The organism is Bradyrhizobium sp. INPA03-11B (assembly GCF_040446015.1).
GTDB classification, from domain to species: domain Bacteria; phylum Pseudomonadota; class Alphaproteobacteria; order Rhizobiales; family Xanthobacteraceae; genus Bradyrhizobium; species Bradyrhizobium macuxiense_A.
In genome coordinates, this window is sequence record NZ_JASGSR010000018.1 from 22,043 (window position 1) to 36,941 (window position 14,899).

A 14,899-nucleotide genomic window follows, 5' to 3' on the forward strand; every position below is an offset into this window, starting at 1 on the left:
GGTCGGACGGCGGCAGATGCCGCCGCCCGTGATCACACTACTGGGTCTTGATGGCGATGCGCTTGACGCCGGCCCGCGGGTTTTCGGACTTCGGCAGCGAGATCGTCAGGACGCCGTTCTTGAACGAGGCCTCCGCCTTGTCCTCCTCGACGCCTTCCAGCGCAATCTGCCGCTCGAAGGCGCCGTAGGTGCGCTCGGTGAAGTGCTTGCCTTCGTCCTTACGCTCGTCCTTCTTCTCGCCGCGGATGGCCAGGACGCCGTTTGCGATTTCGATCTGCACGTCCTTCTCCGTCATGCCGGGAAGCTCGGCGGAGATCGTCAGCGTCTTGTCGGTGTCGCTGACCTCGAGCTGCGGCCAGCCGAACCGCCCTTCCATCAGGGGCGACAGGCTTGGCGCGCCGAAGCCGCGGAAGGCGTCGTCGAACAGCCGGTTCATCTCGCGGTGCAGCGTCATGAACGGATCATAGTTGCCGCGCGAGGGTACGAGCTCCTGGTTTCTCGACCAGGGAACGAGATCACGAATTGCCATGCTCTTCTCCTTCAGATGTCTTCTCTCCTTCATGCATGGGGCGAGGGAGCGCGGACGCGCATCGGCGCGCCGCGTTCCGCCGTCGCCTCGGTCGCGCGGTCAGGCCGCCTGCTTCTGCTCGATTTGCGGCGAGGAGGAGTTGCCGGCCGCGATATTGATCCTGCGCGGCTTCATGGCCTCCGGCACCTCGCGGACCAGGTCGATGATCAGCAGGCCATCCCTGAACGAGGCCTGCCTGACCTGGACATAGTCGGCGAGGTTGAACACGCGCCGGAACGGACGCGCCGCGATGCCCTGGTACAGGTATTCGCCGGCGGCCTTCTCGGGCTTCCTGCCCTCGATGGTCAGCGCGTTCTGCTCGGCTGTGACGCTGATGTCGTCGGCGCCGAAACCCGCCACCGCAAGCGAAATCCGGTAGTGGTCTTCGCCGGAACGCTCGATGTTGTAGGGCGGGTAGTTGTCCTCGCTCGCCTGGCGCAGCGCGCTGTCGACGAGGCCGGCCAGATGATCGAAGCCGATGGTGGAGCGCCACAGGGGCGCGAAGTCGAAGGTGGTCCTCATACCAAGTCCTCCAAAGAGCAAGATGGTTACGAAGGAACGCAAGACGGCAGGTCGCAAGATCGTCCGCCCGGCGCCCGCGCCGGACCCTGCAAGGCGCCCGGCACACCGCTCTCGCGGCGAAAAATGACTTAGAAAAACCACCGGTCGATTCAAGAGGGTCAGAAAACTTTTTGCCGGATTTTTTTGATGCCGGATTTTTGGATGACACGGACACCGCGCCGCAGCATGGCGCTCGGCGATGCGGGCCGTTAAGGATTGCCGCGCAAGGCGAGCGGCGACGCTTGACAGAGAGAGCGGCCTGGATAAATTTTCTCGCACCGGAATTCGTTTCCGGTTTTTCGAAACCGAAAAGGATAACGACGCCCGTCTGGAGTGACGATGATGTTCGATCAAGATCTTGCCCGCATCCGCACCCACCGCAACAACATCCACCGCTATCGACGCCTGCTGAAGACGAGGCTTTCCGACCTCGAACGCCAGTTCATCGAACGGCGTCTGTCGGAGGAGCAGGCCGCCGTCGAGGCGCTGGTTTCCGAAACATTCCCCGTCGCGTTTACCTTGCCGAAAGATCCCCCCGCCACGTCGAGCGCGGAGGCGTCGTCATGACCGACCTCCGCGACGTGCTGATCCGCGGCAGCGAAAAGGTCATCGGCCACTATCGCCTGCTGCTGGCGAGCGCTGCGACCGAGAAGGAGCGCGAACTTTACCGGAGCCGGATCGAGCGCGAGCAGCGCCTGCTGGACGAGCTCAAGGGCGGCCTGCCGGATCGATTCGCGGCATGACCGGCGACGGGCGCTTCGCGGCGTTCGACATCGTGCTGAAGCGGCGCGGACGCGGCAGGTGGAAATGGGCCGTCTGCGGTACCGGCGGGCATGCCATCATGTGCGGCTCGGAATGCAGTCAGGCCGGAGCGCGATACAAGGCGCAGCGTGCGCTGTTTCTCCTGCTCTGCGCCAGCGCCTCGCGGCTTTCGGAGCTGCCGCCCGAGCCGTCCGATCCTTCGCCGCGCGCCGCACCGGCAATCTCCCGCGTGTGCGCTCGCAGGCCGGAGAACCGGACCACGACCGAAGGGCTGCGCCGGAAGAGTAGGACGCTGTCGGAGAATGTCGCGAAGCACCGCCCGGCGCATGCGGCCGTCGCTGCCTCGGCGACGGCTCGACTTGCTGCCCGGCGGTCCCGTCGCCGGTCCAGCGACACCGGACCATCCGGGCCCTAAAGCGCGATGAGATCAGGTTGAATGGTCATCGCACTTTGATTCTTGTTTAAGCATGATCTTTTCGGAAAACCGCTTCGCACTTTTCCGGATCATGCTCTAGCCTGCGATGCCGGGGAATGGTCCATCCGCGCATGTCGCTGCGCTCACGCCGGTTACTCGCTGCCAACCCCATCGCGCTTTGGAGCGTAATGACATCAAGTTGAGCCGCGTCGAAGGTCCACCTCTCCCTTGGGAGAGGTCGGCGCACTCGGATCGGCGTTTTGCGCCGTCCGAGCACAGGCTCCGCGCCGGGTGAGGGGTCACGCTCTCTCGTGAGACCTGCGGCCCTCACCCGATTTGCTTCGCAAATCGACCTCTCCCCGCCGGGGAGAGGTGAACCGCCGGCCGGTTCAGGCCCACCGCCGAAACACGAGACTGGCGTTGACGCCGCCAAATCCGAAGCCGTTCGAGATCGCGTGCTCGATTGCCATCGGCCGCGCAACGTTTGCGACGAGGTCGATGCCCTGCGCGGCCGGATCGGCGTTCTCCAGATTGAGCGTCGGCGGCGCCACCTGATCGCGCAGCGCCAGGATCGTGAAGATCGCCTCGACGCCGCCGGCAGCTCCCAGAAGGTGTCCCGTCGCCGACTTGGTTGCGCTGACGGCAACCCCGCCCTCGCGCCCGAACACGCGCTTGATGGCTTCCAGCTCGGAGAGATCGCCGACCGGCGTCGATGTCGAATGCGCGTTGAGATGCTGGATCTCGCTCGCGCGCACGCCGGCCTGCGCGAGTGCCATCTCCATCGCGCGGCGGGCGCCGTCGCCGTCTTCCGGCCCCGCGGTGATGTGATAGGCGTCCGCCGTCGTGCCGTAGCCGATGATCTCGGCGATCGGCGTCGCGCCGCGCCGCAAGGCATGTTCGAGCTCCTCGATCACGAGCACGCCCGCACCCTCGCCCATCACGAAGCCGTCGCGGTCGCGGTCGAACGGCCGCGACGCGAGGGCGGGCGCCTCGTTGAACGACGTCGAAAGCGCCCGCGCGGCCGCAAAGCCGCCGAGGCTCACCGGATCGATGCAGGCCTCCGCACCGCCGCAGATCGCAACGTCGGCCTCATTGGACCGGATCAGCCGCGCCGCATCGCCGATCGCCTGAACGCTCGCCGCGCACGCGGTCACCGGCGCCCCGATCGCACCCTTGTAGCCATAGCGGATGCTGATGTGCCCGGCCGCGAGATTGGCCAGGAAGGCGGGCACGGTGAACGGCGACAGGCGCCGCGTGCCGCTCTTCTCCACCGTGCGCACCGCGTCCGCGATCGCGGGAAACCCGCCGATCCCGGTTGCGATCACCGTCGCGGTGCGCACCTGCGCCCGCGCCTCGGCCGGCATCCAGCCGGCCTGAACTGTGGCCTCCGCCGCCGCCAGCAGCGCGAACAGGATGAACCGGTCCATCTTCTTCTGGTCCTTGCGCGGCGCCGCCAGATCGGGATCGAACCCGCCCTCGGCATCCCCGGCCTTGTCAGGCACCTGACCCGCGACGCGCGCCGGCAGGCTCATCGCCCATTCCGGCAATGCCCGCAGCCCGGATTGCCCCGCCAGCAGCCGCGACCAGACCAGTTCGGTGCCACAGCCCAGCGGGGACACCGTCCCCAGGCCTGTTACGACAATTCGACGCATGGTGCTCCTGTGGTGGTTGCCGGCGTGAGCGGGACTTGAACTTCCAGGGTTTCGAGGCTGATCTGGTATATGATGATCGTCATATATGACCGCGACCGCCCGAGCGTCAAGGCACCGCCTGACGCCGTTTGCGGAGGCTGGAAGGCGAATTGAAATGATGTGTGCAGCGCCTCATGGTCCGTCCCCGCATGTCGCTGCGCTCATGCGGGCACCCTGCTGACGGACCAACAACGAAGTCGTCACACCGAATATCGTGGCGCGACGACTTCGCCATGGTGGATCCGGATGGAGGGCAATATCCGGTCCGCTGATGTTTGATCGGCGACCGCGTCAAAGCAAACGAACTCGCGCGTTAAGCTTGATGCTGCGCGATCAGGTTAAATCGGGAACTCCGGCCGCCGACCTATCCATTTTAGTTCAGGCTAACTCCGCTGCGTGATTGATCCCGGCAGGAGTGCTTGATCCATTGCGTCAATTGTTGAGCGGCGATGACGAAATTTTGACGGGCGGTTAACCGACCTCGCCGACACTTCAAGAGCCAGACCGGAGACGTGGAAGTGTCCTTCCAACTGACCGTCTTGAAAGTGCTGGCCGGCCAGTCTGCCGGACGCGCCTCTGTTGCCGAAATCCGGCACGCCGTCGAAATCCTGATGAACAGCGGCAAGGACTGGACCGATCGCATGAAGCGCTTGGCTCAGCATGCACCGGATCTGAATATCTTCTCGGCCAGATTCGTTCTTCGCGATCATCAAGGCTGGGAAATCACCGATGAGGGACGGCAATTCCTCGCGGCGCTCGAGGCGGCGGTTGCCAATCGAATAGAGCCACCGCCTCGAACAGTCGTCGATCTGCCATCCAGCGAGCCGCCAGCAAAGCCAGTGGCGGAGGTGGCAAGATCGCTTGATCCTCCCCAAAGACGCCGTGACTGGCCGCGCCGCCGACGGGGGAAGGATCGATCCAATCGGCGCAGGGCCTGAAGTGGTTTGTTGGGCTTTGGCGCGCGGCGCCGCATCAAGCCTTCGTTAGTGGAAACGCAATCTTTCTGACGGAGCATCGATCAGATTTGCATCATTTGTTGATTGGCCACGGAATGGTTATCCTTCCCGACAGACGAAAGTCTGCGCGCAATCCGTCTTTGGATGATGCCCTGATCAGGTTCGACGACCTGTCGCTGTGCTGTACCGTGCGGGACATCACGGAAGATGGCGCCGCTGTGTGGGCAGACCAGCATTCCGAGCTACCCGAACAGTTCACCCTCATCATTCCACCGAGCAAGACCTGGTTGTGCAATGTGGTTTGGCGCAAAGGCGGATGGGTCGGCGTCAAGTTCCACACCGAGTGAAATGCGTGCTCACTTCACGCTGAATGCGACGCCTCTACGGCTGCATGTCGTGGCATGCGCGGGATTTGGCAATCGACGCGCGCTGACTGTACCGGGAAGGTACGGGAAATGATCCCGCCGCAGGAATAGGCCCATGCTTGTCGTGGCGGTGTAGCGCCGGCATCGTAACCGGCTGTTCGATCGGGATTGCTCGCTCAGCCCTTAGGGAAGTGTGTCGCCCTCGCAACGTTGCAATTGTTCCGCTGGGGACCGGGCGTGTTTGCTCTTCACCGGACCGCGGATTTATTCTCTAATGATGATGGACCTTCGGCGGCGATTGTATTTCGAAAATGTTCATTTGAGAACAGGTCCAGGAGGTCGCTGTCAGCGCCAGCGACCTCTTCGTTTTGCTCCATTTCGTTTTGCTTCATTGAATTTGCGGAGGGATCTCCAATGCCGATACAGGTGTGGGCCATCGCAGCTTCGATCGGCTGGACAGCCGTTGTGGGGACGACGCTGCTCTACATGATTTTTGGACCCAGCTAGGTCGATGCCGCGACAGTCACCACCAGGTGGACGACGGGGTCATGGTCGAAATCTCATTCCCTTCAGCAACTGACGCGCTTCCCCCAGCAACGCCCGAATCTGCCTCCGTTCAGCGATCGCATCCCTGGTGAACAGGCCGTGCTTGCGCGCGTTCCGGTTTGCCCGTGGCGCGCCGGATCCCTTTGCGCCGCCGTGCATGCGGCAGCGCCTCTTGCCGCGCACCGCCGGCGCGCGGCACGCGCCGCCGGTGCGGGTTTTGGCGCCACAACGCGGGCTCGCCAGCATCGCGCCTGTGGTGCTGATGTGACCGCTCATGCCTCGGCGTCCTGCCCGGCATCGGCGGGCTCATGCGTTCGCCTGGCGCTCGCGGCCTTCGGCGCTCGCACCGCGGGTGCCGGGGTCTCGCCGGAGACGATCACGCTCGCATGCTGGGTGACGTTGCCGACAATGGCGTTGCCGCCGTCCTCCACCTTCACGTTCTGCACGGTGATGGCGGGCTCGCCATGGCTGCGGTAGCGGTTCAGCGCCTCGATCTGGGCGGGGAAGGTGCGGGCGAGCCGGCCGAGTGCGCGCGCCGCGCTGTCGTGCTGGGCGAGGTCGTCGGCATGCGCGAGGTGCTGGGCACAGCGCATCGCCATCACATGCACCGAAACCATCTGCGCCACTAGCATGGCCTCGACGGAATCCCGCGGGCGAATGCTCTTCACCATCGCGATCATGAAAGCGAGGTTGACCTCGCAGGGCTTGCCGCCGTTCACGCTGGCCCTGACCAATTGCCTGAGGATGCCGTCCATCGCGTCGCGATCGGCGACCCCGAGCGCATTCGCCATCAGTTGCTCGCCGAGCCTCGGGTCGGGGTGATCGATCGCGTAGCCGCGCCGCGAGAGTTTGATGCGCGGGAGGATGGCGGCTTGCGGCTCGCCGGGTGCGGCGGCCATCGTCGAAACAGTGAGATCGGGGGCAGTGGTCATGTCGATGTTTCCCTGGAACGCGCGCGGCACGCGCAGGCGATCGTTCGCTGCGGGCCTGGGTGCGCGGTCGATGTGGGTTGAGGATGTTCGGCCGCGATCGCAGCCGGCGAGCCTGCTGTTGCGGGCGAGGGCGCTTAAGAGCGGCGCTTGCACGATTTCGGAATATTGGAAATATGCCCCTGATTTGCCCGACGTGTCAAGCCGCCTGGTTGAACGCCCGTGGCGGGCCTGCTCCTTTGCATGGGGTTGTTTTCGAGTTTTTGGCCGTGCGCCTTGTCGGAGACAATCGCGTGTGACGTTTGCGGAGATTCTCCGCGAGTTCCCTTCGCCTCTCCCGCTTGCGGGGGAGGCCGACGCGCGCCTAGCGCGCGGCGGGTGGGGGCTCTCTCCACAATATGACTCGTGGAGAGAGCCCCCACCCGTAGCCGATGCTTTGCATCGGCGTGTTCTCAGGAACGGCGGCCGAAGGCCGCCTATGCCTCCCCCGCAAGCGGGAGAGGGAGCCGACTGCCGATGCCGTTACAACTCGAATGCTCCACTGGCGTCAGCGATGAGGCCGGCAAGGCGCGGTGCGACATCGGCGCTCGCGGGTGCCGTGCGCGTGGCCGCCTGCGCGTCGCGCAACCCTGTATCCGAAGACTTGGGGTCGCGGATCGTGATACTGACGACATCTTTGCGACAGGGCTCGAGACCCGCATCTGAGGACGCTGCTGAATGAGTGAGACCATTGGCTACCCCGATCCCGGCCTCGATCTGTCCGATGGTTTCAAGCCGCACACCTCGCATTGGGGCGTGTTCTCGGCGCGGCTAGGCCAAGCCGGTCTCGAAGTCCGGCCCTATGCCGGCGATCCCGATCCGAACGGCATCATCAACAACTTCCCCGGCGCGCTGCGCCACCAGGCGCGCATCGCCCAGCCTGCGATCCGCCGCGGCTGGCTCGAGCGCGGGCCCGGACCCGACGAGCGCCGCGGCCGCGACGAGTTCGTCTCGGTGAGCTGGGAGCAGGCGCTCGATCTGCTCGGCGGCGAGCTGGCGCGCATTCGCGATACGGTCGGCCCCGGCGCGGTGTTCGGCGGCTCCTATGGCTGGTCGAGCGCGGGCCGCTTCCACCACGCGCAGAGCCAGGTGCATCGCTTCCTCAACATCGCGCTCGGCGGCTATGTCCGCTCGGTGAACACCTATTCCTCGGGCGCGTCCTCGGTGCTGCTGCCGCAGATCCTCACCGGCTATGAGGACATCACCAAGCGCAACGTCACCTGGGAGCAGATCGCTGATGAGACCGACATCGTGCTGGCGTTCGGCGGCATGGCGCTGAAGAACTCGATGGTCGCCGGCGGCTCGATCAGCAAGCATGTCGAGCGCGGCGCGATGGAGGCCGCGCACCGGCGCGGCTGCGAGTTCGTCCTAGTCAGCCCGCTGCGCGAGGATCTGCCCGCGGAGGCCGGCGCCGAATGGCTGACGGCGACACCCGGCACCGATACCGCGCTGATGCTCGGCATCGTCCACGCCCTGGTCAGCGAAGGCCTGCACGATCAGGCGTTCCTCGATCGCTACACCGAGGGCTGGCCGGTGTTCTTGCGCTATCTGACCGGCGAGAGCGATGGCGTGCCGAAGAGCGCCGAATGGGCCGCTTCAATCTGCGGCATCGATGCCGACACCATCAAGGCGCTCGCACGCCGGCTCGCCGGGCGGCGCGCGCTGATCACCGTCTCCCATTCGTTGCAGCGCGCCGAGCACGGCGAGCAGCCGGTGTGGATGGGCATGGTGCTGGCGGCGGCGCTCGGCCAGATCGGCCTGCCCGGCGGCGGCTATGCCTATTCGCTCGGCGCGATCGGCTATTACGGGCGCCGCGTCAACGCCGTGCCGGGGCCGACGCTCGGGCAGGGCCGCAACGGCGTCGCCGACTTCATCCCGGTGGCGCGCATCGCCGACATGCTGCTCAATCCCGGCACGACCTATCGCTACAATGGCGAGACGCGGACATATCCGGATATCCGCCTGGTCTATTGGGCCGGCGGCAATCCGTTCCACCATCACCAGGATCTCAACCGCCTGCGCAAGGCGTTTGCGCGGCTCGACACGCTGGTCGTGCACGAACTGGCCTGGACCGCCACCGCCCGCCACGCCGACATCGTGCTGCCCTCGACGATGACGCTGGAGCGCGAGGACATCGGCTATTCCAGCAACGATCCCTTGATGGTCGCGATGCACCGGATCGCCGAGCCGTTCGGCCTCGCCCGCGACGATTACGAGATCTTCGCCGATCTCGCCGAGCGGTTAGGGGCGCGCGGGCCCTTCACCGAAGGCCGCACGTCGCGTGAGTGGCTGGAACATCTCTATGAACCGACCCGCAAGGCGCTCGCGGCGCGCGGGCTCGAGTCGCCCAGCTTCGACGAATTCTGGGCGCGCGGCAGCCTGGTCGTGCCGCAGCATCTCGACGACGGCGGCTCGCTGCGCCGCTTTCGCGAGGACCCGGTGGCGCGGCCATTGCCGACGCCGAGCGGCCGCATCGAGATCTTCTCGCAGAAGATCGCGGATCACGGCGATGCCGATTGTCCGGGCCATCCGGTCTGGCTCGAGAAATCAGACACGCCCAAGCCGGGCTCTCCATGCTTCCTGGTCGCCAACCAGCCGGTGACGCGCCTGCACAGCCAGCTCGATTTCGGCGGCCACTCGCTCGACGCTAAACATCGCGGCCGCGAGGTCGCACGGATGAACCCGCGCGATGCTGCGGCGCGCGGCATCGCCGACGGCGACATCATCCGCATCTTCAACGCGCGCGGCGCCTGCCTTGCCGCGGTGCATGTCACCGACGGCATCGCGCCCGGCGTGGTGCAGCTGCCGACCGGCGCCTGGTACGACCCGATGGACCCCGAGGAGGACGCGCCGCTCTGCGTGCACGGCAATCCGAACGTGCTGACGCGCGACATCGGCACGTCATCCTTCGCGCAGGGCTGCACCGGCCAGCTCACGACCGTCGAGGTCGAGCGCTTCAACGGCAACCTGCCGCCGATCCGGGCGTTCGATCCGGCGTAACGGGAGGGGCCTTAGCCGATCACGAACAAATCATCGGTCGGCCGCTGGATGTCGCCGAACCGTTCGGCTACGGCATCACGAGATCGCTCCTGATTGCTGGACACTCTGAGATGCACCTGAAAACCCTGTTTCATCTTGCCGTCGCTGCAACCGTTGCGCTCGGTTCGTCTAGTGCGTGGGCGCAATCAGCCACTGAGCCGGCTTATGGTCCGGAGTTGCAGGGCTTCGACTATCCCTATCAGGTAGAGCACTATCGCTTCAGCTCGCAGGGGCAGGAGCTCGAGATGGCCTATCTTGACGTCAAGCCTTCGACGCCGAACGGCCAGACCGCGGTGCTGCTGCACGGCAAGAATTTCTGTGCCGCGACCTGGGACGGCACCATCAAGGCGCTCAGCGGCGCCGGCTATCGCGTGATCGCGCTGGACCAGATCGGTTTCTGCAAATCCTCAAAGCCGGAACGCTACCAGTTCACCTTCCAGCAGCTCGCCGGCAACAGCCGCGCGCTGCTCGCCTCGCTCGGGATCGAACATGCGATCATGGTCGGCCACTCGACCGGCGGCATGCTGGCGATGCGCTATGCGCTGATGTATCCGGACGCCACCGATCGCCTGGTGCTGGTCGATCCGATCGGGCTGGAAGACTGGAAGGCCAAGGGCGTGCCGTGGCTCAGCCTCGACGGCTGGATGCAGCGCGAGACCCGCGTCACCGCCGACAGCATCCGCGCCTATGAGCGCGCCACCTATTACGCCGACACCTGGGATCCGTCCTACGAGACCTGGGTGCAGATGCTGGCCGGCATGTATCGCGGGGAGGGCCGCGCCGCCGTGGCGTCGAGCTCGGCGCGGCTCTACGACATGATCGCGACCCAGCCGGTGTTCTACGAATTCGAGCAGATCAAGCCGCCGACGCTGCTGTTCGTCGGCGACAAGGACACCACCGCGATCGGCAAGGACACCGCGCCGCCCGAGATCCGCAAGACGCTCGGCAACTATCCGGTGCTCGGCAAGGAAGCCGCCAAGCGGATCCCGCATATCCAGCTGATCGAATTCCCCGATCTCGGCCATTCCCCGCAGATCCAAGCGCCGGCACGCTTCCACGAAGCACTGCTCGGCTGGTTGCAGCATCCGGAAACCGGCGCGACGCTGGTCAAATAAGGGCCGCGGCTTAGGGCAAGGCGTTTGGGGACGAGATCATGACGACAGCCGAACTGGTCAGCGTGTTCACGGTGGACGGGCAGGGCGGCAATCCCTGTCCGATCGTGGTGGATGCGAGCGGCATGAGCGCATCCGAGATGCAGGACGTCGCCCGCCGCCACGGTCACGAGTCCGGCTTTGTGTTGCCGGCGGAAAGCGACGATTTCGACGCGACGTTGCGCTTCTTCGTTCCGAACCACGAAATGGAAATGTGCGGCCACGCCACCATCGGTGCGCTCTGGCTGCTGGCGCGCCACGGCAAGCTGGGAGGCGATACGATCCGGATCTCGACCCGCAGCGGTCCCGTCACCGGCTTCATCGGCCGCGATGGTCGCGGCGAGCCCCGCGTCGAGATCACCCAGCCGGCCGGCAAGACTGTTCCGCTGACTGTGAGCCAGCGCGACGACGTGCTGCGCGCGCTCGCGATCGGGCCCGATGCGATCGGCGCGGCAACGCCGTGCAATGCGGTCACGTCGCGGATTAAGACTCTGATCCAGATGCGCTCTCCCGAAGCGCTGAACGCGCTCGATCCCTCGGCCGAGGACGTCGAGGCTGTCTGCCGCCGGATCGGATCGACCGGGTTGTACCCCTTTGCGGTGATCGACCTCGAGGCTCGCTTGTTCGAGGCGCGGCAATTCCCGCGCTCGTCCGGCTATCTCGAAGATGCCGCAACCGGCATTGCGGCCGCGGCGCTGGCCTTCGGGCTGCTCGATAGCGGTCTGGTCGCGCCGAATGACGGGGAGATCCGGATCCTGCAGGGCAGGGCGATGGGGCGCCTGTCGGAGATTCGCGTCCGCATCGGCTTCGCCGGCGGGCGTCCCATCGGTTGCCTGCTCGGCGGCAATGTCGCATTGATGGCCGCACACTGAAATCAGCGGCTGTCGACCAGCTACTCGAGGTGCCGCTTCTGCAAGGACAGTCTAGCCCTGCTCGGCATTTCTCTTGGTGCGCTCCCGCGCGCTGGCGTGCAGCGGCGATGATCGCCGGGCGCCGGGGCCCGGATGCACATGGACGTGCTTGGCACTCAGCGGCTCGCCGCATTCCGAGCAGACCATCACGGGATCGAACATCTTTCCGCACGTCTTGTGCTCGTGCAGCAGCGGCCGGCCGCGCGCATCGACCATGTGGATGTTGCCCCAGTGCACGATCGACATGATGATCGGATAGAGATCGAGCCCCTTCTGCGTCAGGATGTATTCGTAGCGCTTCGGCGCTTCCTGGTAGGGAATCTTGCGTAGCACGCCGAAGCGCACCAGCTTCTTCAGCCGGTCGGCGAGCAGATGCCGGGTGATGCCGAGCGACGCCTGGAAGTCATCGAACCTGCGGATGCGCAGGAAACATTCGCGCAGGATCAACAGGCTCCAGCGGTCACCGATCACCGCCACGGTGCGGGCCAGCGAGCACGGCTCCTCCTCGAGGGCATCCCATTTCATCAGCATCTCCAGCGGTCTGCGACGACACGCGAATTAAATTCTAAATCAGAACTTACGTCATTTCAATATGATGCTTCACAGCAAGCTATTGGATGACAAATATCATATTGACAGTTCTAAAATAGAACTTATGGTCCGGAACCACGATCAACCGGCAGCGACAGACGATCGCTGTCCATCGAAGGGAAGGGCGTTCCATGGCTGCTCCGCTCAAGGTCGAATTCCACTTCGATTTCGGAAGCCCCAACGCCTATCTCGCCGAGCTCGCGCTGCCGGGGATCGAGAAGCGCACCGGCGTGAAGTTCGACTACATCCCGGTGCTGCTCGGCGGCGTCTACAAGGCCACTGGCAACATGTCGCCCGGCGAGTCCCTGCGCGGCATCAAGAACAAGCCCGAATACAACGCGCTCGAGACCGAGCGCTTCCTGCGCCGCCACAACATCACGACGTTCAAGACGAACCCGTTCTTCCCGGTCAACACGCTGATGCTGATGCGTGGCGTCGTCGCTGCCGATTTCGAGGGGCTATTCGAGCCGTATTTTCGCGCCGCCTATCACCACATGTGGTCCGAGCCCAAGAAGATGGATGACCCGCAGGTGTTCCGCGAGGCGTTCCTGTCCTCCGGTCTCGATGTCGATCGCATCATCGCCCGCGCCCAGCAGGACGAGGTGAAGAAGAAGCTGATCGACAACACCAGCAATGCGGTGGCGCGCGGCTCGTTCGGCTCGCCGACCTTCTTCGTCGGCGACGAGATATTCTTCGGCAAGGACCGGCTGCGCGAGGTCGAGGACGAAATTGTCGCCCAGCTCGCTGCGAGGCAGCGCAAAACTGCCTGAGCGGGAGATTTCGCAGGAAAACAACGAGGCCAAAACGGCTACGACAGGGAGGTTTCAGTGCAGGCGTTGACCCAGTTTGCCGAAGGAAGTGTGGAAGGCTTGCCGAACCGCATCCACGAGGTGATCAATCACCACGTCGTGGCGACGCCGGATCATCCGGCGCTGATCGACGATACGATGCGGCTGACCTATCGCGAACTCGATCAAACGGTCGATCGCGTCGCCGCCGCGTTGCAGGTACTAGGTATCCGCGCCGGCGATCGCATGATGATCGTGAGCGAGAATTCGATTCCGCTGGCCTGCCTGCTGCTGGCGGCGAGCCGGCTCGATGTCTGGTCAATCGTGGTCAATCCGCGGCTGTCGCCGCGGGAGCTGGATCAGATCAGGGATCACAGCGGCGCTCGCCGCGTGCTGCTCACCGTCGAGGTCTCGCAGGAGGCTGCCGCGCATGCCGCGCGTTATGAGGCTACCATTCAGGACGTCGGCCCGCTCCGCGGCGTTGCCGTCACCAGCTTGAATCTGGCAACCGCGGCTGAGCCCGTCGAAGCCGACGGCGCCAACCAGGTCGCGGTTCTGATCTACACGTCCGGCACCACCGGCGCGCCAAAGGGCGTGATGCTGACCCACCGCAATCTCCTGTTCAGCGCCCGGGGCACCGCGGGCTTCCGCAGGATGGCGGCCGATGACGTGCAATATTGCGTGCTGCCGATCTCGCATATCGTCGGCATTTCGCTGCTGACGATGACCTTGATGGTCGGCGCCACCGTGCGCCTCGTCGCCAAGTATGATCCGGCCGCGCTGGTCAAGGCGATGACTGAAGAGGGCATCACGATCCTCAACGGCGTGCCCGCGACCTATCAGCGTCTGCTTGAATACCGCCGCAATGCCGGCTTGCCGAAGCTCGATCGCGGCCGGTTGCGCGTGATCTCGGTCGCCGGCGCGCCACTCGATCTCGATCTTAAATCCCGGGTGGAGCAGGAGCTCGGTTTGCCGCTGCTCAACGGCTACGGCATCACCGAATGCTCGCCGGGCATCTCCGGCGTCCGGCCCGACAATCCGCGGGCCGACCATGCGGTCGGCACCGTCATGGCGGGTATCGAGGCAAGGCTGGTCGGTCGCGACCTCAAGCCGGTTGCCGCAGGCGAAGTCGGCGAGCTCCACGTCCGCGGTCCGAACGTGATGCGCGGCTACTACCGCGCGCCCGATCTGACCGCCAAGGCGATCGATCCCGACGGCTGGTTCAACACCGGAGATCTGGCGCGCTTCGAGAACGATGCGCTCTACATCGTCGGGCGCACCAAGGAGATGATCATCCGCTCCGGATTCAACGTTTATCCGGCCGAGATCGAGGCGGTGCTGAGCACGCATGACGCCGTTGTGCAGTGCGCCGTGGTCGGCCGGGCGGTCGAGGGCAATGAGGAGGTCGTCGCCTTCGTGCAGCTGATCAAGGGCTCGACAGCGACCGCGCAGGACCTGATGGCCCATATTGTTCCGCAACTCACCTCGTACAAGCGCCCGACGGAGATTATCCTGATGGACGCGCTGCCCGCGACATCGACGGGCAAGCTGTTGAAGCACAAGCTGGCGGAATCGCTGCGCAGCTGA

Annotated in this window: 16 protein-coding genes; 10 read left to right on the plus strand and 6 right to left on the minus strand. The window is 65.0% G+C overall.

Annotated elements, in window-relative coordinates:
• Positions 1–37 precede the first annotated feature (37 nt).
• Positions 38–529: an Hsp20/alpha crystallin family protein gene (locus QMZ05_RS09900; RefSeq protein ID WP_353700593.1), complete on the minus strand. Its 492-nt coding sequence runs from the start codon at positions 527–529 to the stop codon at positions 38–40.
• Positions 530–628: 99 nt separating this feature from the next.
• Positions 629–1,090 (minus strand): Hsp20 family protein, encoded by a 462-nt coding sequence (locus tag QMZ05_RS09905; RefSeq protein ID WP_353700594.1) that lies wholly within the window; start codon positions 1,088–1,090, stop codon positions 629–631.
• A gap of 381 nt (positions 1,091–1,471) precedes the next feature.
• Between QMZ05_RS09905 and QMZ05_RS09910 the strand changes: the two genes are divergently transcribed.
• From QMZ05_RS09910 to QMZ05_RS09920, 3 genes are read left to right on the plus strand one after another with little or no spacing between them, the layout of a single operon-like run.
• Entirely contained in the window at positions 1,472–1,696 is a 225-nt protein-coding gene (locus tag QMZ05_RS09910) for a hypothetical protein (protein ID WP_353700653.1), read from the plus strand.
• Entirely contained in the window at positions 1,693–1,872 is a 180-nt protein-coding gene (locus QMZ05_RS09915; RefSeq protein WP_353700595.1) for a hypothetical protein, read from the plus strand. Before QMZ05_RS09910 ends, QMZ05_RS09915 begins: the two co-directional genes overlap by 4 nt.
• Positions 1,869–2,306 (plus strand): hypothetical protein, encoded by a 438-nt coding sequence (locus QMZ05_RS09920; protein ID WP_353700596.1) that lies wholly within the window; start codon positions 1,869–1,871, stop codon positions 2,304–2,306. The genes QMZ05_RS09915 and QMZ05_RS09920 overlap by 4 nt, the downstream gene beginning before the upstream one ends.
• A gap of 389 nt (positions 2,307–2,695) precedes the next feature.
• On the opposite strand, the gene fabF is transcribed toward QMZ05_RS09920, so the two are convergent.
• The gene (gene fabF, locus QMZ05_RS09925; protein ID WP_353700597.1) at positions 2,696–3,958 is read right to left on the minus strand and encodes a beta-ketoacyl-ACP synthase II; all 1,263 of its coding nucleotides are present in this window, start codon (positions 3,956–3,958) and stop codon (positions 2,696–2,698) included.
• Positions 3,959–4,515: 557 nt separating this feature from the next.
• Between fabF and QMZ05_RS09930 the strand changes: the two genes are divergently transcribed.
• Together QMZ05_RS09930 and QMZ05_RS09935 are read left to right on the plus strand one after the other, a co-directional pair.
• Positions 4,516–4,935 carry a hypothetical protein gene (locus tag QMZ05_RS09930; protein ID WP_353700598.1) on the plus strand — a complete coding sequence of 140 codons (420 nt, stop codon included), beginning with the start codon at positions 4,516–4,518 and terminating at the stop codon, positions 4,933–4,935.
• Positions 4,936–5,048: 113 nt separating this feature from the next.
• Positions 5,049–5,300 carry a PilZ domain-containing protein gene (locus QMZ05_RS09935; protein WP_353700599.1) on the plus strand — a complete coding sequence of 84 codons (252 nt, stop codon included), beginning with the start codon at positions 5,049–5,051 and terminating at the stop codon, positions 5,298–5,300.
• A gap of 564 nt (positions 5,301–5,864) precedes the next feature.
• Here the strand turns inward: QMZ05_RS09935 and QMZ05_RS09940 are convergent.
• A complete protein-coding gene (locus tag QMZ05_RS09940; protein WP_353700600.1) occupies positions 5,865–6,140 on the minus strand; it encodes an HGGxSTG domain-containing protein in 276 nt (91 codons plus the stop codon).
• Complete coding sequence (locus QMZ05_RS09945; RefSeq protein WP_353700601.1) at positions 6,137–6,796, minus strand: hypothetical protein; 660 nt, start codon at positions 6,794–6,796, stop codon at positions 6,137–6,139. Before QMZ05_RS09945 ends, QMZ05_RS09940 begins: the two co-directional genes overlap by 4 nt.
• 714 nt (positions 6,797–7,510) lie before the next feature.
• On the opposite strand from QMZ05_RS09945, the gene QMZ05_RS09950 reads away from it, so the two are divergent.
• The 3 genes from QMZ05_RS09950 (at position 7,511) to QMZ05_RS09960 (ending at position 11,894) form a co-directional block, all read left to right on the plus strand.
• On the plus strand, positions 7,511–9,832 hold the full coding sequence (locus QMZ05_RS09950) for a molybdopterin guanine dinucleotide-containing S/N-oxide reductase (protein WP_353700602.1): 2,322 nt from the start codon (positions 7,511–7,513) through the stop codon (positions 9,830–9,832).
• A gap of 110 nt (positions 9,833–9,942) precedes the next feature.
• A complete protein-coding gene (locus QMZ05_RS09955; RefSeq protein ID WP_353700603.1) occupies positions 9,943–10,986 on the plus strand; it encodes an alpha/beta hydrolase in 1,044 nt (347 codons plus the stop codon).
• 38 nt (positions 10,987–11,024) lie between these two features.
• Positions 11,025–11,894 (plus strand): PhzF family phenazine biosynthesis isomerase, encoded by an 870-nt coding sequence (locus tag QMZ05_RS09960; RefSeq protein WP_353700604.1) that lies wholly within the window; start codon positions 11,025–11,027, stop codon positions 11,892–11,894.
• 51 nt (positions 11,895–11,945) lie between these two features.
• On the opposite strand, the gene QMZ05_RS09965 is transcribed toward QMZ05_RS09960, so the two are convergent.
• On the minus strand, positions 11,946–12,458 hold the full coding sequence (locus tag QMZ05_RS09965; protein ID WP_353700605.1) for a helix-turn-helix domain-containing protein: 513 nt from the start codon (positions 12,456–12,458) through the stop codon (positions 11,946–11,948).
• 197 nt (positions 12,459–12,655) lie between these two features.
• Here QMZ05_RS09965 and QMZ05_RS09970 point away from each other — a divergent pair, with 197 nt between their 5' ends.
• Together QMZ05_RS09970 and QMZ05_RS09975 are read left to right on the plus strand one after the other, a co-directional pair.
• The gene (locus QMZ05_RS09970) at positions 12,656–13,294 is read left to right on the plus strand and encodes a 2-hydroxychromene-2-carboxylate isomerase (RefSeq protein ID WP_353700606.1); all 639 of its coding nucleotides are present in this window, start codon (positions 12,656–12,658) and stop codon (positions 13,292–13,294) included.
• Between the two features lie 57 nt (positions 13,295–13,351).
• Positions 13,352–14,899: an AMP-binding protein gene (locus QMZ05_RS09975; RefSeq protein ID WP_353700607.1), complete on the plus strand. Its 1,548-nt coding sequence runs from the start codon at positions 13,352–13,354 to the stop codon at positions 14,897–14,899.

Bases quoted from the DNA above. Each gene is read 5' to 3' on its own strand.
- QMZ05_RS09900 (WP_353700593.1), bottom strand. From the start codon at position 529: ATGGCAATTCGTGATCTCGTTCCCTGGTCGAGAAACCAGGAGCTCGTA.
- QMZ05_RS09905 (WP_353700594.1), bottom strand. From the start codon at position 1,090: ATGAGGACCACCTTCGACTTCGCGCCCCTGTGGCGCTCCACCATCGGC.
- QMZ05_RS09910 (WP_353700653.1), top strand. From the start codon at position 1,472: ATGTTCGATCAAGATCTTGCCCGCATCCGCACCCACCGCAACAACATC.
- QMZ05_RS09915 (WP_353700595.1), top strand. From the start codon at position 1,693: ATGACCGACCTCCGCGACGTGCTGATCCGCGGCAGCGAAAAGGTCATC.
- QMZ05_RS09920 (WP_353700596.1), top strand. From the start codon at position 1,869: ATGACCGGCGACGGGCGCTTCGCGGCGTTCGACATCGTGCTGAAGCGG.
- fabF (WP_353700597.1), bottom strand. From the start codon at position 3,958: ATGCGTCGAATTGTCGTAACAGGCCTGGGGACGGTGTCCCCGCTGGGC.
- QMZ05_RS09935 (WP_353700599.1), top strand. From the start codon at position 5,049: ATGGTTATCCTTCCCGACAGACGAAAGTCTGCGCGCAATCCGTCTTTG.
- QMZ05_RS09940 (WP_353700600.1), bottom strand. From the start codon at position 6,140: ATGAGCGGTCACATCAGCACCACAGGCGCGATGCTGGCGAGCCCGCGT.
- QMZ05_RS09945 (WP_353700601.1), bottom strand. From the start codon at position 6,796: ATGACCACTGCCCCCGATCTCACTGTTTCGACGATGGCCGCCGCACCC.
- QMZ05_RS09950 (WP_353700602.1), top strand. From the start codon at position 7,511: ATGAGTGAGACCATTGGCTACCCCGATCCCGGCCTCGATCTGTCCGAT.
- QMZ05_RS09955 (WP_353700603.1), top strand. From the start codon at position 9,943: ATGCACCTGAAAACCCTGTTTCATCTTGCCGTCGCTGCAACCGTTGCG.
- QMZ05_RS09960 (WP_353700604.1), top strand. From the start codon at position 11,025: ATGACGACAGCCGAACTGGTCAGCGTGTTCACGGTGGACGGGCAGGGC.
- QMZ05_RS09965 (WP_353700605.1), bottom strand. From the start codon at position 12,458: ATGAAATGGGATGCCCTCGAGGAGGAGCCGTGCTCGCTGGCCCGCACC.
- QMZ05_RS09970 (WP_353700606.1), top strand. From the start codon at position 12,656: ATGGCTGCTCCGCTCAAGGTCGAATTCCACTTCGATTTCGGAAGCCCC.